At 68.0% G+C, this 24,379-nt stretch carries 17 protein-coding genes; 11 read left to right on the top strand and 6 right to left on the bottom strand.

All coding sequences use genetic code 11. The features are described from left to right. The first annotated feature begins 33 nt into the window (after positions 1–33). The 8 genes from FA90_RS08580 to FA90_RS08545 all read left to right on the top strand — a co-directional run bounded on the left by FA90_RS08580 (position 34) and on the right by FA90_RS08545 (position 10,910). Positions 34–729 carry a phosphatase PAP2 family protein gene (locus FA90_RS08580; protein ID WP_036167964.1) on the top strand — a complete coding sequence of 232 codons (696 nt, stop codon included), beginning with the start codon at positions 34–36 and terminating at the stop codon, positions 727–729. 81 nt (positions 730–810) lie between these two features. Then, positions 811–4,344, top strand: coding sequence for a chromosome segregation protein SMC (gene smc, locus FA90_RS08575; protein WP_081933741.1), 3,534 nt, complete (start codon positions 811–813; stop codon positions 4,342–4,344). After that, on the top strand, positions 4,341–5,576 hold the full coding sequence (locus FA90_RS08570; RefSeq protein WP_036167961.1) for a cell division protein ZipA C-terminal FtsZ-binding domain-containing protein: 1,236 nt from the start codon (positions 4,341–4,343) through the stop codon (positions 5,574–5,576). The genes smc and FA90_RS08570 overlap by 4 nt, the downstream gene beginning before the upstream one ends. A 16-nt stretch (positions 5,577–5,592) precedes the next feature. After that, complete coding sequence (gene ligA / locus FA90_RS08565; RefSeq protein WP_036167959.1) at positions 5,593–7,989, top strand: NAD-dependent DNA ligase LigA; 2,397 nt, start codon at positions 5,593–5,595, stop codon at positions 7,987–7,989. A gap of 23 nt (positions 7,990–8,012) precedes the next feature. Continuing rightward, positions 8,013–8,915 carry a UTP--glucose-1-phosphate uridylyltransferase GalU gene (galU, locus tag FA90_RS08560; RefSeq protein ID WP_036167956.1) on the top strand — a complete coding sequence of 301 codons (903 nt, stop codon included), beginning with the start codon at positions 8,013–8,015 and terminating at the stop codon, positions 8,913–8,915. A 17-nt stretch (positions 8,916–8,932) separates the two neighbouring features. Next, complete coding sequence (gene def / locus FA90_RS08555) at positions 8,933–9,469, top strand: peptide deformylase (RefSeq protein ID WP_036167955.1); 537 nt, start codon at positions 8,933–8,935, stop codon at positions 9,467–9,469. After that, a complete protein-coding gene (locus FA90_RS08550; protein WP_239700604.1) occupies positions 9,466–9,981 on the top strand; it encodes a hypothetical protein in 516 nt (171 codons plus the stop codon). The genes def and FA90_RS08550 overlap by 4 nt, the downstream gene beginning before the upstream one ends. Beyond that, positions 9,978–10,910, top strand: coding sequence for an SMP-30/gluconolactonase/LRE family protein (locus FA90_RS08545; RefSeq protein WP_036167952.1), 933 nt, complete (start codon positions 9,978–9,980; stop codon positions 10,908–10,910). Before FA90_RS08550 ends, FA90_RS08545 begins: the two co-directional genes overlap by 4 nt. 101 nt (positions 10,911–11,011) lie before the next feature. Here the strand turns inward: FA90_RS08545 and FA90_RS08540 are convergent, their stop codons facing one another. From FA90_RS08540 to FA90_RS08530, 4 genes are all read right to left on the bottom strand, one after another. Further along, a complete protein-coding gene (locus FA90_RS08540; protein WP_036167949.1) occupies positions 11,012–12,160 on the bottom strand; it encodes a Gfo/Idh/MocA family protein in 1,149 nt (382 codons plus the stop codon). 307 nt (positions 12,161–12,467) lie between these two features. Then, a complete protein-coding gene (locus tag FA90_RS26280; protein WP_156116636.1) occupies positions 12,468–13,157 on the bottom strand; it encodes a hypothetical protein in 690 nt (229 codons plus the stop codon). 169 nt (positions 13,158–13,326) lie between these two features. Next, a complete protein-coding gene (locus FA90_RS08535; protein ID WP_239700602.1) occupies positions 13,327–15,144 on the bottom strand; it encodes a DUF885 family protein in 1,818 nt (605 codons plus the stop codon). Then, complete coding sequence (locus tag FA90_RS08530) at positions 15,144–16,808, bottom strand: M28 family peptidase (RefSeq protein ID WP_036167946.1); 1,665 nt, start codon at positions 16,806–16,808, stop codon at positions 15,144–15,146. Before FA90_RS08530 ends, FA90_RS08535 begins: the two co-directional genes overlap by 1 nt. 282 nt (positions 16,809–17,090) lie before the next feature. Between FA90_RS08530 and FA90_RS08525 the strand changes: the two genes are divergently transcribed. From FA90_RS08525 to FA90_RS08515, 3 genes are read left to right on the top strand one after another with little or no spacing between them, the layout of a single operon-like run. Further along, positions 17,091–17,429 carry a hypothetical protein gene (locus FA90_RS08525; RefSeq protein ID WP_239700600.1) on the top strand — a complete coding sequence of 113 codons (339 nt, stop codon included), beginning with the start codon at positions 17,091–17,093 and terminating at the stop codon, positions 17,427–17,429. Further along, a complete protein-coding gene (locus FA90_RS08520) occupies positions 17,426–18,889 on the top strand; it encodes an ATPase domain-containing protein (protein WP_036167940.1) in 1,464 nt (487 codons plus the stop codon). The genes FA90_RS08525 and FA90_RS08520 overlap by 4 nt, the downstream gene beginning before the upstream one ends. 16 nt (positions 18,890–18,905) lie before the next feature. After that, the gene (locus FA90_RS08515; RefSeq protein WP_051971590.1) at positions 18,906–20,246 is read left to right on the top strand and encodes a hybrid sensor histidine kinase/response regulator; all 1,341 of its coding nucleotides are present in this window, start codon (positions 18,906–18,908) and stop codon (positions 20,244–20,246) included. A gap of 10 nt (positions 20,247–20,256) precedes the next feature. On the opposite strand, the gene FA90_RS08510 is transcribed toward FA90_RS08515, so the two are convergent. Together FA90_RS08510 and FA90_RS08505 are read right to left on the bottom strand one after the other, a co-directional pair. Continuing rightward, positions 20,257–21,462 (bottom strand): pyridoxal phosphate-dependent aminotransferase, encoded by a 1,206-nt coding sequence (locus tag FA90_RS08510; RefSeq protein WP_051971589.1) that lies wholly within the window; start codon positions 21,460–21,462, stop codon positions 20,257–20,259. A 48-nt stretch (positions 21,463–21,510) separates the two neighbouring features. Beyond that, complete coding sequence (locus tag FA90_RS08505; protein WP_239701001.1) at positions 21,511–24,375, bottom strand: bifunctional diguanylate cyclase/phosphodiesterase; 2,865 nt, start codon at positions 24,373–24,375, stop codon at positions 21,511–21,513. Between the last annotated feature and the right edge of the window lie 4 nt (positions 24,376–24,379).

Raw genomic sequence — 24,379 nt, 5'->3', positions numbered from 1 at the left:
TACCGAGCTCGCCGTTCAAGCTCGACTTCAACCATGGTCTGGTGGTCCCATCTTTCCGCCCTGGGCGGACTCAACGTCACGGCATTGCTGGCGCTGGCGATCGGCGCCTGGCTGGTCGGCGCGCGCTCATGGCGCCTGGCGCTGGCCTGGTGCCTGCTGTTCGGCGCCGCGCTGGCGCTGTCGGCGGCCAGCCAGATGGCCTTCATCGGCTGGGGTGTCGGCATCCGATCGCTCGCCTTCACCGGCTTTTCCGGCCATGCGGCGCGCGCCGCGGCGGTGTTCCCGGTGGCGCTGTACCTGCTGGCGGACCGGGGCGGGGCCCGCCGGGCCGACGGCGTGCGTGACCGCTGGCACTACCTTGCGCTGCTGTCCGGGGCGCTGCTGGCGGTGGCGGTGGCGCTGGCGCGGGTGAAAGTTGGCGCGCATACGCCCAGCGAAGCCGTGGCCGGCTGCCTGCTGGGGCTGGGCGCCGCCGGCCTGTTCGTCGCGCGCACGCGCGCCGCGCGCGACTTTTTTTCGCCGCAGCCGCTGCTGCTCGGGCTGCTGGCTGCCACCATCCTGCTGCCGGTCGCCGATCCGCTCGATGCGCACCAGTGGCTGACCGCCGCCGCGCTCAAGCTGTCCGGGCGCGACCGGGTCTACCTGCGCGAGCAATGGGGTCCGGCCCAGGGGCCGTACGTACCGCCCTGCGCGAGCGCGCGGGTGCGCTTCGACTACCTCTGTACGTGACGGGGCAAATCTTGGTTGGAAAGCAAGCAACAGATGGTATCATTCAGCCTTTCTTAACACTTCCTGCAACCGTAAGCAAACGTGCGTCTATCCTCCATCAAATTGTCGGGATTTAAGTCTTTCGTCGATCCCACCAATTTCCAGGTGCCGGGGCAACTGGTTGGCGTGGTCGGCCCGAACGGATGCGGCAAGTCGAACATCATCGACGCCGTACGCTGGGTGCTGGGCGAATCGAAAGCGTCCGAGCTGCGCGGCGAGTCGATGCAGGACGTGATCTTCAATGGTTCCACGCACCGCAAGCCGGCCGGGCGCGCCTCGGTCGAGCTGGTGTTCGACAACAATGCCGGCAAGGCTGCCGGGCAGTGGGGCCAGTACGCCGAGATCGCCGTCAAGCGCACCCTCACGCGCGACGGCACCTCGAGCTACTTCATCAATTCGCAGCCGGTGCGCCGGCGCGACATCCAGGACATTTTCCTCGGCACCGGACTGGGCCCGCGCGCCTACGCCATCATCGGCCAGGGCATGATCGCGCGCATCATCGAATCGCGCCCGGAAGAGCTGCGCGTGTTCCTGGAGGAAGCGGCCGGCGTCTCGAAGTACAAGGAGCGCCGGCGCGAGACCGAAAACCGCCTTTCCGACACGCGCGAGAACCTGACCCGGGTCGAAGACATCCTGCGCGAACTGAACGCCAACCTGGAAAAGCTGGAAGCGCAGGCGGCGGTTGCCAACCGCTACCGCGAGCTGCAGTCCGACCAGGAAGAAAAGCAGAAGCTGCTCTGGCTGCTGCGCAAGAACGAGGCCAAGGCCGACCAGGCGCGCTGGTCCCTCGAGATGGAGCAGGCCCAGACCGGACTCGAAGAGCAGACCGCCAAGCTGCGCCACCTCGAACTCGAACTCGAACGCATGCGCCAGGCGCATTTCGAGCTAGGGGACCGCCTGCACACCGCCCAGGGCGCCCTGTACCAGACCAATTCCGAGATCGGCAGCCTGGAAGCGCAGATCAAGTTCGTGGTCGAATCTCGCACGCGCCTGCAAAACCAGATCGGCACGCTCACCGCCCAGCGCGAGCAATGGCTGAACCAGGCCAGCGCGACCCAGGAAAGCATCGAGGAAGCCGAGATGCAGGCCGAGGAACTGGCCGTACGCGTCGAAGGCGCGCAGATCGCGGTGGAAGCCCAGAACGAGCGCCTGCCCGACCTGGAAGCGGCCTGGCGCGCGGCGCAGGAGCAGTCGACCCAATCGCGCGCGCGCATCGCCCAGATCCACCAGCGCATCGAACTGTCCTCGGCGCACCAGCGCAACGCGGCCAGTATCCTGGCCACGCTCGCCACCCGGCGCGAGCGCCTGCAACAGGAAAGATCGAGCCTGAACCTGCCCGACCCGGGCCACCTCGACAACCTGCGCACGCAGCTGGAAGAAAAACAGCTGCAGCTGGAAGAGCACAACCTGATGCTGGAAGAAGCCGCCAGCCGCCAGGCCTCGAGCGAACAGGAGCGGCGCGAGGCGCAGGCCGCGGTCCAGCAGGAAGCGAGCGCCAACGCCAAGCTGGAAGCGCGCCTGGCGGCGCTGCGCCAGCTGCAGGAGCGCGTGCAGACCCAGGGCAAGGTCCAGCCCTGGCTGCACAAGCACGAACTGGATAAACTGCCGCGCCTGTGGCAAAAGCTCGACATCGAAGCCGGCTGGGAGACCGCGCTGGAATCCGTCCTGCGCGAGCGTACCGGCGCATTGGAAATCTCGAACCTCGACTGGGCGCGCGGCTTTTTCGGCGATGCGCCACCCAGCAGGATGGCACTGTACACGCCGTCTTCGGGCAGCGGCGGGGCGCCGGACAACCATGGCCTGAAACCCTTCGCCAGCCTGCTCAAGCTGAACGATCCCGGCCTGCGCGGCCTGCTGGAGGATTGGCTGCACGGCGTGTTCGCCGTCGACGATCCGGGCACCGCGCTGGCCCAGCGTTCCCGCCTGCCGCAAGGCGGCTGCTTCGTCACGCCGCACGGCCACATCGTCAGCGCCTCGAGCGTGCGCTTCTACGCCGCCGACGCCGAGCAGGACGGCGTGCTGGCGCGCCAGCACGAGATCGACAACCTGGGCAAGCAGCTGCGCGCGCAAGCCTTGCTGCTGGAGGAGGCGCGCGCGCGTTCGGCCCGCGCCGACGCCACCGTGGCCGAACTGCAGCGCCGCCTGCAGGAAGGGCGCCAGCGCGTCGCCACGCTGCAGCGCGAGACCCACGCCCTGCAGATCGACGTGGTCAGGCAGGGCGAAGTCGAGGCGCGCTTCAACCAGAGGAGCGGCCAGATCGGGCTCGAGCTGGACGAGATCGCCGCGCAGGAAGCCGAGCAGCGCCAGGCCAGGGCGGAGGCCGAGGCCCAGTTCGAAGAGCTCGACCTCGAGCTGGCCGAGCTGCAGGGCGCGCACGAGGATGGCCAGACGGCGTTCCAGGAGCAGGAGCGCGGCCTCGCGGACGCGCGCGAGCGCCTGCGCGTGCTCGAGCGCGCGGCGCAGGAAGCCGTGTTCGCCGAGAAGACCGGCCGCTCGCGCATCGAAGAGCTGCGCCGCACGATCGCCACCGCCAGCCAGCAGGCCTTCCAGGTCACCGGCAGCATCGACGCGGCCAAGGCGGAGCTGGCCTCGCTCGAATCGGGCGCCGCCGCCGAGGGCTTGCAGGATCTGCTGGCGCGCCGCACCGGGCAGGAGCAGGCCTTGTCCGACGCGCGCCATGAACTCGACCAGCTGACGCAGCAGCTGCGCGCGGCCGAGGAAGCGCGCATGGCGGCCGAGCGCAGCCTGCAGCCGCAGCGCGAGCGCATCACCGAGATGCAGCTCAAGGAGCAGGCCGCGCGCCTGAACCAGGAGCAGTTCGACGAGGCGCTCACGGCCACCGGCGCCGACAGCGCGGCGATCGCCGCGCTGTCCGCCAAGCTGAACCCGGAGATGAAGCCGCAATACCTGCAGGGCGAGGTCACGCGCCTGACCAATGCCATCGCCGCGCTGGGTGCGGTCAACCTGGCGGCGGTCGAGGAGCTGGCCCAGGCCACCGAGCGCAAGCGCTTCCTCGATTCGCAGAACGCCGACCTGCAGGAAGCGATCGCCACGCTGGAAGGCGCGATCGGGCGCATCGACCGCGAATCGCGCGACCTGTTGCAGGACACCTTCGACCGGGTCAACAGCCACTTCTCGGAACTGTTTCCGATCCTGTTCGGCGGCGGCACCGCCAAGCTGGTCATGACCGGCGACGAAATCCTCGATGCCGGGGTGCAGGTCATGGCCCAGCCGCCCGGCAAGAAGAACGCGACCATCCACCTGCTCTCCGGCGGCGAAAAAGCGCTGACCGCGACCGCGCTGGTGTTTTCGATGTTCCGCCTGAACCCCGCGCCGTTCTGCCTCCTCGACGAGGTCGACGCGCCCCTGGACGACGCCAATACCGAGCGCTTCTGCCGCATGGTCAAGCGGATGTCGGACCATACCCAATTCCTCTTCATCTCGCACAACAAGATCGCGATGGAGATGGCCAATCAACTGATCGGTGTGACGATGCAGGAACAAGGCGTATCGCGCATCGTGGCGGTGGACATGGAGTCCGCCGCGAATTTCGCTACTGAGGCACAAGCAGCATGACTGATTTACAAATGAGCCTGATCGCTGCCGGCGGCGTCTTCGTCGTCGGCGTCCTGAGTTACAACAAGTGGCAGGAGTACAAGGCCAGGAAGAGCGTCGAGCGCGCCTTCTCGTCCGATCACGACGACGTGCTGATGAAGAGCGGCGCCGCGCCCGCCGGCGTCACCGAGCCGGTCGAGCCCTCGCTGGACCTGACCGCGATGCGCCACGAGCCAGTGTTCGACGTCGGCAGCGACGCATTGGCCGAGCCGGTGCTGCACGAGCCGGTGGCGCACGATCCGGCGCAGCACGACGCGATCGCGCCGGCCGGCGTGGCCGTCGGTGGCGCAGCCGCAGCCGTCTCCCCGGGTGGAGCGGCAGCCGGCGCGGCCGCCGCGGCGCTCGATCCGGTCGCCGCACTGCCGGGCGCCACGCGCGACACCCCGCCGGCCCAGCTGGCCGAAAACCTGGTCGACCCGCTGATCGATTGCCTGATCCCCTTGAACATCGAAGGCGCGCTGCGCGGCGAGCGCATCCTGCCGGTCCTGCTCAAGCTGCGCCGCGTCGGCAACAAGCCGGTGCACTTCGTCGGCCTGGCCGTCAACGGTGACTGGGAACCGATCGTGCACGGCGGCGTGTACACCAAGCTGCAGGCCGGCGTCCAGCTGGCCACCCGCACCACCGCGCTGAACGAACTCGAATACTCCGAAATGGTCACGCGCCTGCGCGCGCTCGCCGACGAGATCCAGGCAGAGCCGGAGGTGCCGGACATGATCGAAGTGATGAGCGAAGCCAAGAACCTGCATCGCTTCGTCGCCGGCCACGACGCCCAGCTGGGCGTGAACCTGGCGTCGAAAGGGGCGCCGTGGGCAATGGCGACGCTGATCGCCGCTCTGGAAAACCAGGGCTTCGACGTACGCCCGGACGGCCGCTTCGCGATGCTGGACGAGGCCGGCGCCGTGCTGTTTACGCTATCGACCAACGTGACCCTGGGCGCCGACACCACCTCGCGCCTGACGCTGCTGCTGGACGTGCCCTGCGTCGCCCCGGCCAGGGACGGCTTCGGCCGGATGGTGGCCTGCGCCAAGTCGCTCGAGCAGAAGCTGGAGGCCGCCATCGTCGACGACTTCGACCAGCCGCTGCTGGACGCGACACTGGAAGAGATCGCAGGCCAGGTGCGCGAGTTCTACCAGGAGATGGACGCTGCCGACATCGCCGCCGGTTCGACCCGCGCGCTGCGCCTGTTCAGCTGAAGGGCGGGGCCGAGCGATGAACGAAGCGACCAATGTGTCCCAAGCGGCGTCGCCCCAGGACGCGCCCGACGACCTGGCCCGCATGGCCTGGCTGGTCGAAGAGCTGAACCGGCACATCTACAATTACCACGTGCTGGACGCGCCGACGATTCCCGACGCCGAATACGACAAGCTGTTCCGTGAGTTGCAGGCGCTGGAAGAGCGCTACCCGCAGGCGGTCTCGATCGACTCGCCGACCTCGCGCGTGGGCGCGGCGCCGATCCCGGAATTTTCGCAGGTGACGCACGCGCTGCCGATGCTCTCGCTGAACAACGGCTTTAGCGACGAGGACATCGACAATTTCGACCGCCGCGTACGCGAAGGCCTGGACGTGACGTCGGCTGCCCAGGTTGATTACTCGGCCGAGCTGAAATTCGACGGCCTGGCGATCAGCCTGCGCTTCGAGAACGGCGTGTTCGTGCAGGCCGCCACGCGCGGTGACGGCTACACCGGCGAGGACGTCAGCGCCAACATCCGTACCGTGCGCGTGATTCCGCTGCGCCTGCATGGCGAGAATATCCCCACGGTGCTCGAAGTGCGCGGCGAAGTGCTGATGTTCAAGGAAGACTTCGCGCGCCTGAACCAGCGCCAGCGCGACGCCGGACAGAAGGAATTCGCCAACCCGCGCAACGCCGCCGCCGGCAGCCTGCGCCAGCTCGACGCGCGCATCACCGCAGAGCGCAAACTGCGCTTCTTCGCCTACGGCATCGGCGTGCTGGAAGGCGCCGACATGCCGGCGACGCATTCCGGCAGGCTCGCATGGTTCGAGGGGCTCGGCCTGCCGGTCTCGAAAGAGCGCGCGGTGGTCACGGGCAGCGCCGGCATGCTCGATTATTTCCGCCAGATCGGGCAGAAGCGCCCGTCGCTGCCGTACGAGATCGACGGCGTGGTCTACAAGGTCAACCGCATCGCCGACCAGGCGGAGCTGGGCTTCGTGTCGCGCGCGCCGCGCTTCGCGCTGGCCCATAAATTCCCGGCCGAGGAAGCGCTGACGACCGTGCAGACGATCGACGTGCAGGTCGGCCGCACCGGCGCCATCACCCCGGTTGCGCGCCTGGCGCCGGTGTCGGTCGGCGGCGTCACGGTCACCAACGCCACGCTGCACAACGAGGACGAAGTGCGGCGCAAGGACGTGCGCGTCGGCGACACGGTCGTGGTGCGCCGCGCCGGCGACGTCATCCCCGAGGTGCTGTCGGTGGTGCTGGAACGCCGCCCGACGCCCGCGCCGCCGGTCTACACGCTGCCCGCGACCTGCCCGGTGTGCGGCTCGCACGTGGTGCGCGAAGAGGGCGAGGCGGTGGCGCGCTGCTCCGGCGGCTTGAGCTGCGCGGCCCAGCGCAAGGAAGCGCTGCGCCACTTCGCCGGCCGCCGCATGATGGACATCGAAGGCCTGGGCGACCGCTACATCGACAGCCTCGTCGAGGCCAGCCTGGTGCACAGCGTGGCCGACCTGTACCGCCTGAACCTCGACGACCTGCTCGCCATGAAGCGCGTCGCCGACGAGCGCGACGGCACCACGCCGGAAACCGTCAAGAACGGCAAGGTGGCCACCAAGTGGGCCGAGAACCTGCTCGCCGCGATCGAGGCCAGCAAGCGCCCGCCGCTGGAGCGCCTGCTGTTCGCGCTCGGCATCCGCCACGTCGGCGAGTCGACCGCCAAGACGCTGGCCGACTGGCTCGGCACCCTGGCGCTGGTGCGGCGCGCGCCCGAGCCGCTGCTGCGCGTGCTGCCCGACATCGGCGGCACCGTGGCCGAAGCCATCGCCGACTTTTTCGCCGAGCCGAAGAACCAGCAGGCGCTCGACGCGCTGCTGGCGGCCGGGGTCGCGCCGCAGGGCGAACACGCGCCCCGCGCGGCGCTGCGCGAACGCCTGGACGAGGTCGCGCTGCTGGCGGCGGCCGGCATCCCGAAGCTGACCGAGCCGCGCGCGCGCCAGCTGCTGGACGGACGTACCCTGGACGAGCTGGCGCACCTGCGCGTGTTCAGCGTGTTCGGCCTGCCCGAGGCGCTGGTGGCGTCGCTGGAAGACTGGATGGGCCGTGACGGGCACCGCGCCTCGCTCGAGGCCCTGGGCGCACTGCGCAAGGAATTGCTGGACCAGCTGCCGCAGGATGCTGCCGGTTCCGACGGCCCGCTGGCCGGCCAGACCTTCGTGCTGACCGGGACGCTGCCGACCATGTCGCGCGACCAGGCCGGCGCCATGATCGAGGCGCTGGGCGGCAAGGTCTCGGGTTCGGTGTCGAAGAAGACCTCGTACGTCGTCGCCGGCGCGGAAGCCGGCAGCAAGCTGGCCAAGGCCGAATCGCTGGGCGTGACGGTGCTGGACGAAGCGGGCCTGCTGGCGGTGCTCGAACGCGCCGGTCAGCCGACTTGAATCACCATAAGGAAAGAGAGAGAATGACCTTGATTAAAAAAGCCGTGTTCCCGGTGGCCGGACTGGGCAGCCGCTTCCTGCCCGCCACCAAGGCGCAGCCCAAGGAGATGCTGCCGATCGTCGACAAGCCGCTGATCCAGTACGCGGTGGAGGAGGCGGTCGCGGCCGGCATCACCGAGATGGTGTTCATCACCGGCCGCAACAAGCGCGCCATCGAGGACCATTTCGACAAGGCCTACGAGCTCGAGTCCGAGCTCGAAGCGGCCGGCAAGGACGCGCTGCTCAAGCTGGTGCGGGAGGTGATTCCCAAGAACGTCAACTGCATCTACATCCGCCAGTCGGCGCCGCTCGGCCTGGGCCACGCGGTGCTGTGCGCGCGCCCGGTGATCGGCGACGAGCCCTTCGCCGTGCTGCTGGCCGACGACTTCATGGACACGGCGGATGGCCACAAGCCGGTGCTGGCCCAGATGACCGACGTGTACGCCTACGAAAAATGCAGTGTGCTGGCCGTGCAGGACGTGCCGCGCGCGCATACGCGCCAGTACGGCGTCGTTGGCGCCAGCCCCTACCGCCAGGACCTCGAGCTGGTCGGCGCCATCGTCGAGAAACCGAAACCCGAGGAAGCGCCGTCGACGCTGGCCGTGGTCGGCCGCTACGTGCTGTCGGGCGCGATCTTCGAGCACCTGGAAAACCTGGGCACCGGCGCCGGCGGCGAGATCCAGCTGACCGACGGCATCGCCGCATTGATGGCCAGGGAGCGCGTGCTGGCCTACCGCTACGCCGGACAGCGTTATGATTGCGGCTCGAAGCTCGGCTACCTGAAGGCGACCGCGGCGATCGGCATGAAGCATCCGGAGACCGCCGAAGGCTACCGCGAGTTCCTGGCGCAGCTGTGCGCCGACCTGCAGGTTTCCCCCAAACCGTAACCAGACCGGAGGACGGCATGGCCATCCGCGAGATCCTCAAGATGGGCGATGGGCGCCTGCTGCGCGTCGCCCAGCCCGTCCGGCAATTCGACACGCCCGAGCTGCATGCGCTGGTCGCCGACCTGTTCGAGACCATGCATGCGGTCGACGGCGCCGGCCTGGCCGCGCCGCAGATCGGCGTCGATGTGCAGGTGGTGATCTTCGGCTTCGGCAAGAACCAGCGCTATCCGGATGCGCCCGCCGTGCCCGAGACCGTGCTGGTCAATCCGACCCTCACGCCCCTCTCGGATGAGATGGAAGAGGGCTTCGAAGGCTGCTTGTCGGTGCCCGGCCTGCGCGGCAGCGTGCCGCGCTATACCCGCCTGCGCTACGAAGGCTTCGACCAGTACGGCGCGCCGATCCGGCGCGAGGTCGAGGGCTTCCATGCGCGCGTGGTGCAGCACGAGGTCGATCATTTGCTGGGCATCCTGTATCCGATGCGCATCCGCGACTTTTCCCGCTTCGGATTCACCGAAGTGATGTTCCCCGACCTCGATCCGAAGGCCGACGATTGAGCGCCAGGCTCATGACTTGCGCGCTGGCGCTGGCTGCGTGTGCGTGCGCGCAGGCGCGGGCGCAAGACCCGGCGCAGGGGGAGGGCGGCGCCGGGTTTCACAAGATCGACGCCGTGCAGGCCAGCGGGTTCTGGCTCGACAGCGGTTTCGCCACCGAGCATTTCAACCGTCGCCGCAACCTCAACGGCGGCAACCGCGGCGTCGCCTTCGAATACCGGGTTTCGACCACGGCGGCGCTCAGCGCCGGCGGCTTCGTCAACAGCGACCGCGCCTGGTCCGACTACGCGGGCGTGATCTGGCAGCCGTACGCGTTCGGCCCGATCCGGCTGGGCGCGGCGCTCGCGGCCTTCAACGGCTACCCGCGCATGCGTGGCGGCGGCTGGTTCCCGGCCGCGATCCCGACCGCGACCTACGAGTACCAACGGGTCGGCGTCAACGTCGGCATCGTCCCGAGCTACAAGGGCCGCCTGTATGGCGGCATCTCCGTCCAACTGAAAGTGAGGTTGTTTTGAGCGCTCTTCGTAACGCAGTCTTGCTGGCCGCGCTGGCCAACGTTCCGTTCATGGCGGCCCAGGCCGCGCCGGCCTGCGGCCCCGCGCCCTCGGGCGAATTGAAGGCCGAACGCGTCGCCGCGGTCAAGCCGTCGCGCACCGCGGCCGGCCTGTACGAAGGCCCGGTCTGGATCAAGGATGCGCTGTACTTCTCCGACTTCGGCTTCGGTCCCGGCTTCCCCTCGCGCATCCGCAAGCTGGCCCTCGACGGCACGGTCAGCACGGCGCTGGAGGACAGCGGCAGCAACGGCCTGGCGGTCGACGCCCAGGGCAACATCGTCGCCGCGACCCACAAGTACAAGGCGCTGAGCCGCTACGCGCTGCCGGGCGGCACCCGCAGCACCATCGCCGGTCAATACCAGGGCCAGGTGTTCGATTCGCCCAACGACATCGCGATCGCCCAGGACGGCACGATCTACTTCACCGACCCCGACTACCAGCAGGCCGCGGCGCCCGGCGGGCAGCCGGTGACCGGCACCTACCGCGTCGGCGTCGACGGCAAGGTGACGCTGGTCGACGGCGCCCGCAAGAACCCGAACGGTATCGCGCTGTCCCCCGCCGGGGACGTGCTGTACGTGAACGCCAGCGACGGCAAGCTGCTGGCGCATTCGATCGTGAACGGCGTGCCGCAGGCGGGCAAGGAACTGATCGCGGGCCTGGACAGCGCCGACGGCATGACGATCGACTGCCACGGCGACATCTACATCGCCGAACACCCGGCGCGCCGCGTGCGCGTGTTCTCGCCGCAGGGAAAAGAGCTGGCGACGATCCGCGTCGACGCCAACGTCACCAACGCGGCCTTCGGCGGGATCGATCACCAGACGCTGTACATCACCGGCGCCGGCGCCCTGTGGCAGATACACCTGCCCGTCAGCGGCATGCCTTACTGAGCCCTAACAAATCCCCCATGGCTGCGTTGCATCGTCTCGCCGTACTAGCGTACTGTCTTCGCCGACGCGCCTTGCCCTGAGGGTTTGTTAGATGCTCGGCGTCAGACCATGCGCGCGTCCGGCCCGAGCGCGATGCGGCGCTTTTCGCGCGCCGAGCGGTAGATCGCCTCGATGATGCGGATGTCGCGCAAGCCTTCCTCGCCGCCGACGATCGGCTCGCGGTTCTGCAGCACGCATTGCGACAGGTGGTCGAGCTGGCCGGCCCACTGGGTCGCGCCGGGGCCGGGCGGCGGCGTGACTTCGTTCTTGTCGTCGCCGTGGCCGTTGCCGACCCACAGCTTGTTGCCGTGGTAGGCGGTGGCCGGTTCGAGCTCGATGCGGCCCTTGTCGCCCATCAGCAGGATGTGGTTCTGGGCCGCGCTGTACATCGACATGCACGAACCGATGACGCCCGACGGGAATTCCAGCTCGAAGGCGATGCGGTCCTCGACCTCGCGGAAACGCGGATCCTTCTTGTCGGTACTCTCGACCGCGTACACCGCCACCGGCTCCTCGCCGGTCATGTAGCGCGAGGCGTTGAGGGCATAGATGCCCATGTCCATCAGCGAGCCGCCGCCCGACATCGCCTTCTTGAGGCGCCAGGCGTCCGGGTTGCCGAAGTTGAAGCCGTGTTCGGAGCGGAAGTAGCGCAGCTTGCCGATCTCGCCCGCGCGCGCGCGCCGGATCGCTTCCAGATTGGTCGGCTCGAAGTGGCAGCGGTAGCCGATCATCAGCTTCTTGCCGGCCTGGCGGCAGGCGGCGATCATCGCCTCGCATTCGGCGGACGACACCGCCATCGGCTTCTCGCACATCACGTGCTTGCCGGCCTTGGCGGCACGGATCGTGTACTCGGCGTGCATCGACACGGGCAGGCAGACATAGACGATGTCGATGTCCGGGTTGTCGCGGATGCTGTCGTAGTTCTGGTAGTTGTAGATGTTCTTTTCCGGGACGCCGTATTCGGCGGCCACGCGCTTGGCCTTGGCCGGGTCGCCGCTGACCAGGCCGACCAGGCGGCTGTTCTTGCAGTTCTTGAATTGCGGGATGATCATGCCCAGGCCGTACGAGCCCAGGCCGACCACCGCGTAACCCAGCTTGCGCTCGGCGCCGCCTCCCGCCGCCTGCGCCCAGGCTCCCGCGCTTCCCATCGTGCCCGCCGCCAGCGCGCCGCCGGCGGCCAGGACCAGACTGCGTCGATTCTTGTCGATCATCGTATCTCCTCGTCATTGTTGTTGGCGCTATCATTTTAGTATGAAGACAACGCCAGCGGACGGGGTGGCTGTAGTTTTAACGTGTCTGACAAAACAAGTTTATTTCTAAAATGGCAAAATTTTCCTGTACTGTGCCATACGACCGAGCGCACCCGGCCAAAAGCGCACGTATCCAATGGTAGCGGTCGGTTAACTGTGCCTACGTGAGGAACCTATACGAGAAATCGAACGCTGGTCCATATCGGTCGTCGATCGGGCGTAAGTTTTCACATGGCGGCTAACCAGACATTACCAAGTCAGGGTGCGCTTACCGCACGCTGCCGTTCTTTTCGGATGGTGATGTTTGTAACTCGATAATGTCTTTAGTTTGTATCATGCGAAAGATTGGGTGCTTTCCCGTGATTGGTATTTGTATTAACAAGGCATTTTGCCCCACTAAGTCGATTAGTCGCCATTTCATCTGGACGGATTCATTGGTAACTGCGATAGGCAAATCTTCGCACGAGGTCGACAGATAATAACGTGCCCGGTCTCTGCCGTGATCGGCAGGGCCTTGGTCGAGCCCGTAAAGGAGCGCTAGATACATCGTATAGACGACGGCGTGCGACCATTCTTGTTTTGCTCGTTGAAACTTCGATACCGCCTCGGCTAAAAATATGCCTGCTGCTACCGCCAAAAGCGATGCGTGCGCTTGTTCAAATTCCCATGCAGTGGCAGGCGTATTGAATCGTGCTGGAAGAAGCTTATAGGAAAACTGAGAGACTAAAGCCAAGAGAACGATTGCAAGACCGGCAAATGCTACAAACCTTCCGGACACTTTTTTTGTCGATATTAACTGTAGCGCGATGAATGAGCACATAAGGATAGTCGTGATCGTGCCGGCGCTGAGCACAAGAAATGCAAAAGGCGGCAAACTTGAGACAACCCACTGAGCACCCAGTGTGGAGTAGTAGGCGTCCGCCTCGCGCCATCCGCTGTAGTAAGCGAAACCCGTCAATCCAACAAAAAACGCCGTACTTTTGGGGATGAGCCCAGTGATGTCCTGTAGAGCGGGAAGTAGACCCTCTTCCTTGGGAGCGGCCTTTGTAAAACCTCTTTTTTTTAAACTGGGTTTGTTTCATTCAGACGGCACGTATTTAAAAGTCACGAAGAACAAGCGTGAGCGCCTACTTGATGGAATAAGGACTGTGCCCACCCTCGGCGATGAAGCGGTCGATCCGGCTTGACAGCACCGGCAGCGGCACCGCGCCCATCTGCAGCACGGTATCGTGGAAGTTGCGGATGTCGAACTTCGGCCCGAGCGCGCTTTCCGCCTTGTGGCGCGCGTCGAGGATCGCCTTTTCGCCGAGGTAGTAGGACAGCGCCTGGCCGGGCCAGGAGATGTAGCGGTCGACCTCGGTCTCGATCTCGTGCTCGGACAGGGCGGTGTTCTCCATCATGTAGGCTTGCGCCTGTTCGCGCGTCCAGCCCATCGCATGGATGCCGGTGTCGACCACCAGGCGCGCGGCGCGCCAGGCCTGGTAGCTCAGCATCCCGAAGGTCTCGTACGGCGTCTCGTACATGCCCATCTCGCTGCCCAGGCGCTCGCAGTACAGCGCCCAGCCTTCGCCATAGGCCGAGATGTAGGCGCGGCGGAACGGCGGCACGCCTTGCTGCTCCATCGCCACCGGCATCTGGAAGGCGTGGCCCGGCGCCGATTCGTGCAGCGTCAGCGCCGGCAGCGAATACAGTGCGCGCGCCGGCAGGTTGTAGGTGTTGACCAGGTAGATGCCGGGACCGCCGCGCGCCGAGGTGTAGTAGGGCGCCTGGTCCGCCGGCACCGGCACGACCGCGAAGCGCCGGCGCGGCAGGTAGCCGAAGTACTGGTCGGCCTTGCCGTCGAACTTCTTGGCGATCCAGGCGGCGCGCATCAGGAGTTCGTCCGGCGTCTTGGCGTAGAACTGCGGGTCGCTGCGCAGGAAGGCCAGGAAGGCCGGCAGGTCGCCCTTGAAGCCGGCTTGCGCCATGGTCTGCTGCATCTCGGCGCGGATCTTCGCCATCTCCGACAAGCCCAGTTCGTGGATCTGCGCCGGGGTCAATGACGTCGTGGTGAACTCGACGATCTTCGACTGGTAGTAGGCTTTGCCGTCGGGCAGGCTCTCGGCCGCCAGCGCGGTGCGCGCGTGCGGGTAGTAATCGTCGCGCCAGAAGGCCAGGGCGGCGGTGTAGGCCGGCTGCACCGATTCGCGGATCGCCTTGAGGCCCTGTTCGCGCAGGCGCGCCTGCTCGGCGGCGGGAATCGTCGCCGGCATGTCCTGGAAGGGCTTGAACCAGACCGTGTCTTCGGGCTTGGCCTGGCTGACGGCGACCAGCGGGGCTTCGCGCCCGGCCAGGGTCACCTTGGGCGAGGTGAAGCCGCGCGCCAGGCCGGCGCGCATGTTGGCCAGCGCCTCGTTGAAGTAGCGCGGCATGTCGGCCAGTTCGGCGAGGTAGCGGCGGTACTCGGCCTCGGTTTTGAATGGATGGCGCGCGATGTAGGTGATGTCGGACCAGAAGGCGCTGTCGGCGTTGACCGGCTGCTCGTACTCGCGAAAGCGCTGGGCTGCGGCAAACGCGGCGATCTGGGCGCGGTACACGGCATAGTTGATCTGCTCGGGCGGCGACAGCTCGGCGGGTTGGAGCGCGTCGAGCTGGCGAAGCACGCCCTGCCAGTAGGCCAGGCGCGCCGCCTGCGTGCGCGCGTCCACGTGCGGCAGCGTCGATGCGGCATTGGCGCGCGCCTCGGGCTCGAGGTCTTCGTCGTCGGCCAGGCCTTGTGCGGCGCGCCACTTCCATTCCTGCTTGTAGATGGCCTGGAAGCGGGCGTCGGCGGGGTTCGTGGACGGGCTCGCGGCCGGCGCCGGCTGGGCCAGCGCCGCGGGGAGAGTCGCGGTGAAGGCGACGGCGAGGGCGGCCGAGACCGCGGCGGCGAGCATGGCGCGCGTCATGATGGGCAGGTTCTTCATCAGCGCTTCACCTTGCCGAAGGCGTCGCCGGCTTTCCAGGTCGGCATGGCCGGGGCGTTGGCGACCGCGTAGCCGAGGTTGAGCGTGAATTGCGCCTGCTGGACCATGCCCGACAGGTCCCATTCCGGATGGTACTCGTCGCTGACCTGGTGATAATCCTTGGTAAAGGCGCGCATCTTCGCCTCGGAGCCGGCCTGGTCGTGCTCGAAGGTGAACTTGCCGTCGCCCGAGAACACGGCCGAGCCGACGTTAAAGGCCGGCACGCCGGCCTTGGCGAACTCGAAGTGGTCGGCGCGGAAGTAGGAGCCGCCCAGGTCCGGGGTCGGCGCCGCCAGCGTGAGGCCCATCTGTCTGGCGACTCCCTCCGAGGTGGCGTATAGCGAGCTGCGCTCGGCGCCGGGCACGCCGATGTCGCGCGTGCGGCCCACGAAATTCAGGCTGTCCAGGTTCAGGTCGGCCGCGGTCTTGGCCAGCGGCCAGACCGGGTTGCGCACGTAGCCGGCGGCGCCGAGCAGGCCCTGTTCCTCGGCGCAGGGCCACAGGAAGATCTGGGTGCGGCGCGCCGGATGGCTGGCCGCGGCCTGCGCCATCGCCAGCAGGGCGGCGGTGCCCGAGCCGTTGTCGATGGCGCCGTTCCAGATGTGGTCCGGCTTGCCGTTGTCGGGGTCGATGCCGAGGTGGTCCCAGTGCGCCGAGTAGACCACCGCCTGCTCGCGCAGCGCCGGGTCGGCGCCGGGCACGATGCCGGCCACGTTGTATTCGACCATGGTGCGCACCGCGCTCTTGAACGAGGCCTGCAGCGTCGCCTTCAGGTCGACCGGCCGGAAGCCGCGCACCTCGGCCCGGGCGCGCAAGGCGTCCAGGTCCTGGCCGGCGGCGGCAAACAGCGTGCGCGCCATGTCTTCGCTGATCCAGCCCTGCAGCGCGTTGCCCTGGCCGGCCAGGTGGAACTGCTCGTGCGTGAAGCTGTTGGCCGGCACCGTCCACGGATACGAGGCCGAGGCAGTGGTATGGATCAGCAGGATGCCGGCCGCGCCCTGGCGCACCGCCTCCTCGAACTTGTAGGTCCAGCGGCCGTAATAGGTCAGCGACTCGCCGCCGAAGCGGTTCGGCTCGGCGCTGGTCGGCTGCGGGTCGTTGACCATCGCCACCAGCAGCTTGCCTTTCAGGTCGACGCCGGCGAAGTCGTTCCAGCGCTCGTCCGGCGCGTCGATGCCGTAGCCGACGAACACCAGCGGCGCGTCCACGGTCGTCTGCGCCTGGCCGTTGGCGTTGCCGAACACGACGTCGGCGCCGAAGCGCGCGTCGATCGTCTTGCCGCCGGCCATCAAGCGCAGGCTCGAGCCGGGCAGGGTCTTCTCGCCGACCATCTCGACCTTCTGGCGGTAGCCGCCGCCCGGCAGCGGCTGCAGGCCCACCGCCGCGGCCTGGGTCTCGAGATAGCGCACCGCGAGCGCGCCGCCGTGCTGGCCGGTGCCGCGGCCCTCGAGCAGGTCGTCTGACAGGAAGGCCAGGTGGGCGCGCAGCGGCGCTTCCAGGACGGGTGGTGCGCTTGCAGGTTTGACTGCGGCGGCTTGCGGGGCCGCGTAGGCGGCGCAGGTCAGCAGTGCGGCGGCGAATAGGGCGGACAGGACGGGCAGGCGGGCAGGGCGGAGAGGGGGCATTGGGTGGGTTGTGGTTGTATCAAGGCAAACCCGATGGTAGCAGCCGGAATGCGTCGCGGCAAATGTGAACGGACGCCGGGCTTGTCACGAAATAAATGTGTCTAACGGGACCCGGGTATTTGTCGATCTCGCTATAATTCGTGCACCTGCCGTTTTGGGCAGACTTTTAATGCCGCATCAATAACTACCAGTTCACTGGCCTGAATGGAAAGAGACGAGAACACGCGGCAAACGAGCGGTCGCGGCCCTGGCTCGGGACCCGCCGACGAGGTGCGCCAGTGGATGGCGCCCTGGCGGCGGATCGGCGAGCAATTGGTGCCGCTGATCGGAGAGCTGGGGTTTTGCGCGCTGTTCGGGCGCGCGACCCGCTTGCTTGCCGCCCGCTATGAATGGATCGGCGCCGTTGCCTCAGGCAAGTCGGCCGCCGCGCTGCTAGCCGCGCTGGAAGCGGCCGTAGCGGCGGTCGACCCGGCGGAAGCCCGGATTGCAAACGCAGAATTGCTGGCGACCTTCACCAGGCAGCTGACCGCCCTGGTGGGAGACGCGTTGACGGCACGGTTGCTGGCGACGGCCAAGGAGAGTCCATCGCGACCGGAAGATGCACAGGAGCAGAATAAATGACCGATAAAGTACGCTTGGGGCGCTTGAGCACTGGAGTGCCGGGGCTCGACGTCCTGCTGGGCGGCGGCCTGACCGAGTTCGCCTTCACGCTGATCGCAGGCGCGCCCGGCAGCGGCAAGACCACGCTCGCGCACCACATCATGTTCTCGCTTGCCAGCCAGGAGCGGCGCGCCCTGTTCTTCACCGTGCTGGGCGAGCCGCCGCTGAAGATGCTGCGCTACCAGCAGCAGTTCGCTTTCTTCGACATGGACAAGGTCGGCTCCGCGGTCCGCTACGTCAACCTGGCCGACGACCTGCGCGCCGGCCACTTCAGCGGCGTGCTGGAGCGTATCATGCGCGAGGTCGAGGACTTCCAGCCCGGCCTGGTATTCGTCGACTCGTTCCGCTCGGTCGTGCAGAGCGCGCGCGACGACAACGTCGGCGTGACCCATCTGCAGGAATTCATCCAGGAGCTCGGCTCGCGCATGGCGACCTGGCAGGCCACCACCTTCCTGATCGGCGAGTATGCCCAGGGCGACGTCGAAGCCCATCCGATCATCACCGTGGCCGACGGCATGATCACGCTGGCGCAGTCGAACGACGACAATTCCACGCTGCGCAAGATTCGCGTCAACAAGATGCGCGGCCAGGCCCACATGGCCGGCGCGCACACGATGCGCATCACCGACGACGGCATCCGCGTCTACCCGCGCGTGCTGCCGCCGCTGGCCGAAGACCGCCGCTCCGGCACCCCGATCGACCGTGAGCCGCGCCGGATTCCGACCGGCGTGCCGGAACTGGACGAGATGCTGTTGGGCGGGCTGCCGCAGGGCCATACGCTGCTGGCCTCCGGCCCGACCGGCATCGGCAAGACCATCCTGGCGACGCGCTTCCTGATGGCCGGCGCCGCGCAGGGTGAAAAGGGCGTGGCCGTGTACTTCGAAAAAGGCACCTCGCGCTTGCGCAACGCCGAGCTGGCCGACATGGTCCAGGCCGGCCAGGTCGCCGTGGTCGAGACGCGCTCGCTGTCGCTCAGCATCGAAGAGCTGCTGGACGACCTGATGGAAGCCATCGACCGGCTGGGCGCCACCCGCGTGGTGCTCGACTCGCTGTCCGAGATCGAACTGTACCTCGCGCCCGAGGCGCGCGCCGACCTGCGCCTGGCCGTGTTCCGCACGCTCAGCGCGCTGGCCAAGCGCGGCGTCAGCACCGTGGTCGTGGTCGGGATCGACGAGATGCGCGGCCTGATGCGCCTGAGTCCCGACGAGCTGTGCTTCCTGACCGACGCCGTGGTCGCGATGCGCTTCGCCGAGGTCGGCGGGTCGCTGCGCAAGTTCCTGACCGTCGTGAAGGTGCGTGGGTGCGACCACAGCAACGACGTGCGCGAATTCCATATCACCGACCGCGGTATCGACATCGAGCCGCACGCCGCGCCCTACGAGGGCATCCTGACCGGCTGGCCGCGACCGCGCGCCAGCTGAGCATAGACGAGGAGCCATGGAACAGCCATACGACGATGATCCGGGCGCTCCTCAGCAGCGCGGCCTGCCGCAGGACTTTTTGCTCAACCGTATCCACGCGCTCGAAGCCCGGCTAGGGCAAAAGAGCGAGGCGCTGGAGCGGGCCGAGCAGGAAAAGCGCCGCATCGAAGAGGCCTGCGAGCAGATGCGCGAAGCCAACCAGCATCTGGTGCTCGCCACCGTCACCGCCGAGCAGCTGCGCGAAGAGGCCGAGGCCGCCAACCGCCGCCAGAACGAATTCCTGGCGATGCTGGCGCACGAGCTGCGCAACCCGCTCTCGCCGATCAGCATGGCGGCCTCGCTGCTCGAGCGCAGCGGCGCCAATCCGGCCCAGCTGTCGCGCCTGTCGAAGGTGATCGGGCGCCAGGTCGAGCACATGGCCAAGCTGCTGGACGACCTGCTGGATGCCGCGCGCATCAGCAGCGGCAAGATCAAGCTGGCGCGCGAGCCGCTGGCGCTGGGCGAAGTGCTGCAGCACGCGCTCGACACGGTCCAGCCGGGCATCCAGGGTCGTGGCCAGGCCGTGCAGGTCGAACTTCCCGACGAGGCGCTGGTGGTCGACGGCGATCCGGTGCGGCTGGCCCAGGTGTTCAGCAACCTGCTCGGCAACGCCTCCAAGTACACCGGCGACGGCGGCCAGCTGCGCCTGCGCGCCTATGCGGACGGCGATGCCGCCGTGGTGCTGGTCGAGGACAACGGCAACGGCATCGCGCCGGAAATCATCCCCTATCTGTTCGACCTGTTCACGCAGGGGCCGCGCTCGCTGGCGCGCTCGGAGGGCGGGCTGGGCGTGGGCCTGAACGTGGTGCGCAACCTGGTCACGATGCATGGCGGCAGCGTCGAAGCCTCCAGCGCCGGTCCGGGCCGCGGCAGCCGCTTCACGGTGCGCCTGCCGCGCAGCGCCGGCGTGCCGGGCGGGCGGGCACCGGACGCGGCCATGCGCTGCGGCGGTCCGCGCCGCGTGCTGGTGGTGGAAGACAATCCGGACACGCGCGCCATGCTCGCCGCCTGCCTCGAATCGGCCGGCCACGAGGTCACGACCGCGGCCGACGGGCGCAGCGGCCTGGCCGCCGCGCTCGAGCGGCCCTGCGAGGTGCTGGTGTGCGACATCGGCCTGCCGGGCCTGGATGGCCTGGGCCTGATCCGCACGCTGCGCGCCGCCAACGACGGCAGCAGCCCGCTGGCAATCGCCGTCAGCGGCTATGGCCAGCCCGAGGACCGCGCGCGCGGCCTCGAGGCCGGCTTCGACCATTACCTGGTCAAGCCGGTCAGCGCCGAGGCGCTGCTGAACGTGGTCGGGGCCGCGGCGCGGGTGTGAGCGCGCGTCCCTATCGGAGGATACGGCCCAGGCGCTCGACCGCCTGCTCGATGCGCTCGTACTGGGTAGCGTAGGAAAAGCGCACATGGCGCTCCGGCGCGGCGAAGCCGAAGTCGTCGCCGGGCACGATCGCCACGTGCGCGTCCTTCAGGACCGCCATGCCGAAGGCGCTGCTGTCCGATGCCAGCGGGTGGTTCAGCCCGGCGATGTCTGCGTACACGTAAAAGGCGCCGTCCGGCGTCACCGGAATCGAAAAGCCCAGTTCGCGCAGCGCCGGCACCAGGAAGTCGCGGCGGCGCTGGAACTCCAGGCGGCGCGCCTCGAAGATCGCGATCGCTTCCGGCTTGAAGCAGGCCAGCGCCGCGTATTGGGCGATGGTCGGCGCGCAGATGAACAGGTTCTGCGCCAGCTTCTCGAAGGTCGGCACCAGGCTGTCCGGCACCACCAGCCAGCCCAGGCGCCAGCCGGTCATGTTGAAGTACTTGGAAAAACTGTTGACGGTGATGACGTCGTCGCCGAACGACAAGGCGCTGACCGGTTTTTCGTCATACGACAGGCCCTGGTAGATCTCGTCGACGATGGCGAAACCGCCGCGCGCGCGCACGGCCGCGAGCAGATCCCGGGTCTGCTGCGGCGTCATCGAGGTGCCGGTCGGGTTCGACGGCGACGCCACCAGCACGCCGCGCGTGCGCTCGCCCCAGGCCGCGTCCGCCATCGCTGCGGTCAGCTGGTAGCGTTCGTCGGCGCCCGAGGGCAGCAGGATCGGCTTGCCGCCGAAGGCCGTCACGAAATGGCGGTTGCACGGGTAGCATGGATCCGGCATCAGGACCTGGTCGCCTTCCGAGACCAGCGCGGCGCAGGCCAGCAGCAGCCCGGCCGAGGCACCGGCGGTGACGATGATGCGGCGCGGATCGATGTCCAGGCCGCAGGCGCGGTAGTGGCCCGCGATCGCCTCGCGCAGGGCGCTCAAGCCGAGCGACTCGGTGTACTGGGTCGCGCCGCTCTTGATCGCGTCCATCGCGGCCTGGGCGACCATGTCGGGGGCGGTGAAGTCGGGTTCGCCGACGCTCATGCTGATCACGTCGATGCCGTCGGCGCGCATGGCGGCGGCGGCCTTCACCATTTCCATGACGCGGAACGGTTCGATGGCGTCGACGCGCTGCGCCGCCTGGAGGGCGCGCGCGGCCTGGGCCGGGTTTGGGTGGATGGCTTGCATGTTCGGTGACGGTAAGGGCAGGGAGACGCTTATTTTACCGGACCCGGCTCACGCCGGCTGCACCTGCTCGCGCGCCAGCAGCCGGGCGCAGTCGGCGCCGGGAACCGGGCGGCCGATGTAGTAGCCCTGGATCTCGTCGCAGTCGTATTTTTCCAGCTCGCGGATCTGCTCGACGTTCTCGACGCCTTCGGCCACCACTTTCAGGTTCAGGCTGTGCGCCAGGAGGATCACGGCCTTGGTGATCGCCGCGTCGTCGCTGTCGCCCGGCAGGTCGCGCACGAAGGTGCGATCGATCTTCAAGGCGTCCAGCGGGAAGCGCTTCAGGTAGGCCAGGCTGGAGTAGCCGGTGCCGAAGTCGTCGACCGACAAGCGCATGCCGAGCGCCTTGATGCGCGACAGCGTCTCGACCGCGGCTTCCGGGTTCGTCATCAGCATCGACTCGGTCAGCTCGAACTCGAGCAGCGTCGGGTCGATGCCGGCGGCGCGCACGATGCGTTCGACCGCGCCGACCAGGTCGTCCTGCTGCAGCTGGCGCGCCGACAGGTTGATCGCCATCGGCGCCAGCGCCATGCCTTGCGCTTCCCACTCGCGCAACTGGCGGCACACCTCTTCGATCACCCATTCGCCGACCTGGATGATCAGGCCGGTCTCTTCCAGGATCGGGATGAACTCGAGCGGCGGCACCAGCCCGCGCTGCGGGTGGTTCCAGCGCAGCAGCGCCTCGAAACCGCTGATGCTGCCAGCGGCCAGGTCGAGCTTGGGCTGGTAGTGCAGCAGGAATTCGCCGCGCTCGAGCGCCTGGCGCAGCTGCGATTCGAGCTGCAGGCGCTGGGCGGTGCTCTCGTGCATCGCCGCGGCGTAGAACTGGTAGTTGTTGCGGCCGTTGTTCTTGGCGCCGTACATCGCGGTGTCGGCGTTCTTGAGCAGGGTTTCGGCGTCGCCCCCGTCTTCCGGATAGGTGGCGATGCCGACGCTGGCCGAGACGAACAGCGGCTGGCCTTCGAGGTAGAAGGGCTGGGCCAGCGCCTCGACCACGCGTTCGGCGACGCTGGCCGCATCCGCGTTCCCGACCACGGACGGCAGCACCAGCGCGAACTCGTCGCCGCCCAGGCGCGCCACCACGTCGGCGGGTCCGGCGCAGGCCTCGAGGCGCTTGGCGGCCTGCACCAGCAGCTGGTCGCCGACGCCGTGGCCGAGCATGTCGTTGACGTTCTTGAAGCGGTCCAGGTCGACGAACATCACCGCCGTGCGCTGGCCGCTTTGCGCCGCGCGCCCGATGGCCTCTTCCAGGCTGGTGGACAGCCTGCGCCGGTTCGGCAGGTTGGTCAGCGAGTCGTACTGGGCCAGCCAGGTCAGGCGGTCCCTGGCGTCCTGGCGCTCGACCGCGGTGGCCAGGATGTGCGCGATCCTGGTCAGGAAGTTGACGTCGTCCTCGCCGAACGCGCGCGCGCCGTCGGCATACACGCCGATCACGCCGAACACACGATCTTCGCAGACGATGCCGGTGTCCAGCCCGGCGTCCAGGCCGTGCAGCGCGCCCAGCGGCCGGAACCATGCGCGCAAGGGGGCGCCGTCGCCGTCCAGCGGTTGCGCCGGGCAGACCAGTTGCAGGCCCCGGGCCTGGGCCAGGCGGCCGGCGCCGGCCCGCAGCAGCAGCTGGTGGCCGCGCACTTCGAACAACGCCGCGCACGTCGTGCCCAGCCCGCGCGCGGCGGTATGCACGGCGTCCTGCAGCAGTTCGTCGAGATCGTTGGCGGCCAGCGCCTTGCGTCCGAGGTCGGCGATCAGGGTCTGGCGCCGGGCGTTCTCGACGATCGCGCGCTCGAATTCCTTGCGTTCGCTGATGTCGATGTCGATGCAGATGTAGCGCTCGACGGCGCCGCCGGCGTCGAAGATCGGCACGATGGTGCGGTACCACTGGCGCAGCCCGCCCCGGCCGGCGATCGCGATCTCGCCGTTCCACACCTCGGCGCCCGGGACCCAGGGTGCGATGCCGGTGGCCGGCATGCAGATCTCGCTCAAGGCCAGGCCGAGCAGCTGGGCGCGCTCGAAGCCGCTGTTGTCGACGAACAGGTCGTTGACGGCGACGATGCGTCCATCCGCGTCGAGCTCGCACACGATCGCGGCCTGGTCGAGCGCGCTCTTGTGCTGCACGAGGGAGTTCATCAGCGAGTCGATGCGCTGGCCGTACTGCACGCGCAGGCTGGCGGCGCTGCGATTGACCGCGCGGATCGCTTCCTGGATCTCGGTGGGGGCGTCCAGGTGCAGGTCGGCCTCGGCGTGGATGCGGCCGGCGGCGACGTCGTCTTCGAACGAGCGCAGGCGGCCGAGGTTGGCCAGCCAGCGCTTGAGCAGCACGCGCATCAGGGCCAGCGCGACGATGGACACGACCGCCGCCAGGCTGGCGGTTTCCACGATCAGCGTCCAGATCTGCGCGGCCAGCTTGCGCTCGTCGAACGACAGGCGCACCACGCCGTAGTCCTTGCCGCCGACGTTGGCGACCCGGTTGACGTCATACAGCTGCGCGGCGATCATCCCCACCAGCCAGTCGGGCGCGGGCGCGCGCGTGACCGCGGGCGCCTGCACCCGGATCACGCCGCCGCTCACGTCGAGGAATTCGGCGCGCTTGAACGGCGACTGGAACAGCATCTTGTTGAGCGTGCGCTGGACGGTGTCGTAGTCGCCGATCACGACGCTGTCCTCGATGGTCTGGGTCGCCACCTCGACCAGGGTCATGGCGGTGTCCTGGGTCTCCTCGATGTGCTGCAGGAACTGGTATTGGTAGAACAGGCCCAGGCCGGTGCCCATGAAGATCAGCATGGCCAGGCTGAAGACGGCGTAGATGCGCCCGGCCAGCGAGCGTGGCAGCAGCGATTGCGGCAAGGGCGGCAGCATGGAAAACGGGCGTCGCATGGGC

This window comes from Massilia sp. 9096, assembly GCF_000745265.1.
Classification (GTDB): Bacteria; Pseudomonadota; Gammaproteobacteria; order Burkholderiales; family Burkholderiaceae_D; genus Telluria.
This window is presented reverse-complemented; position numbering and strand designations above follow the sequence as displayed.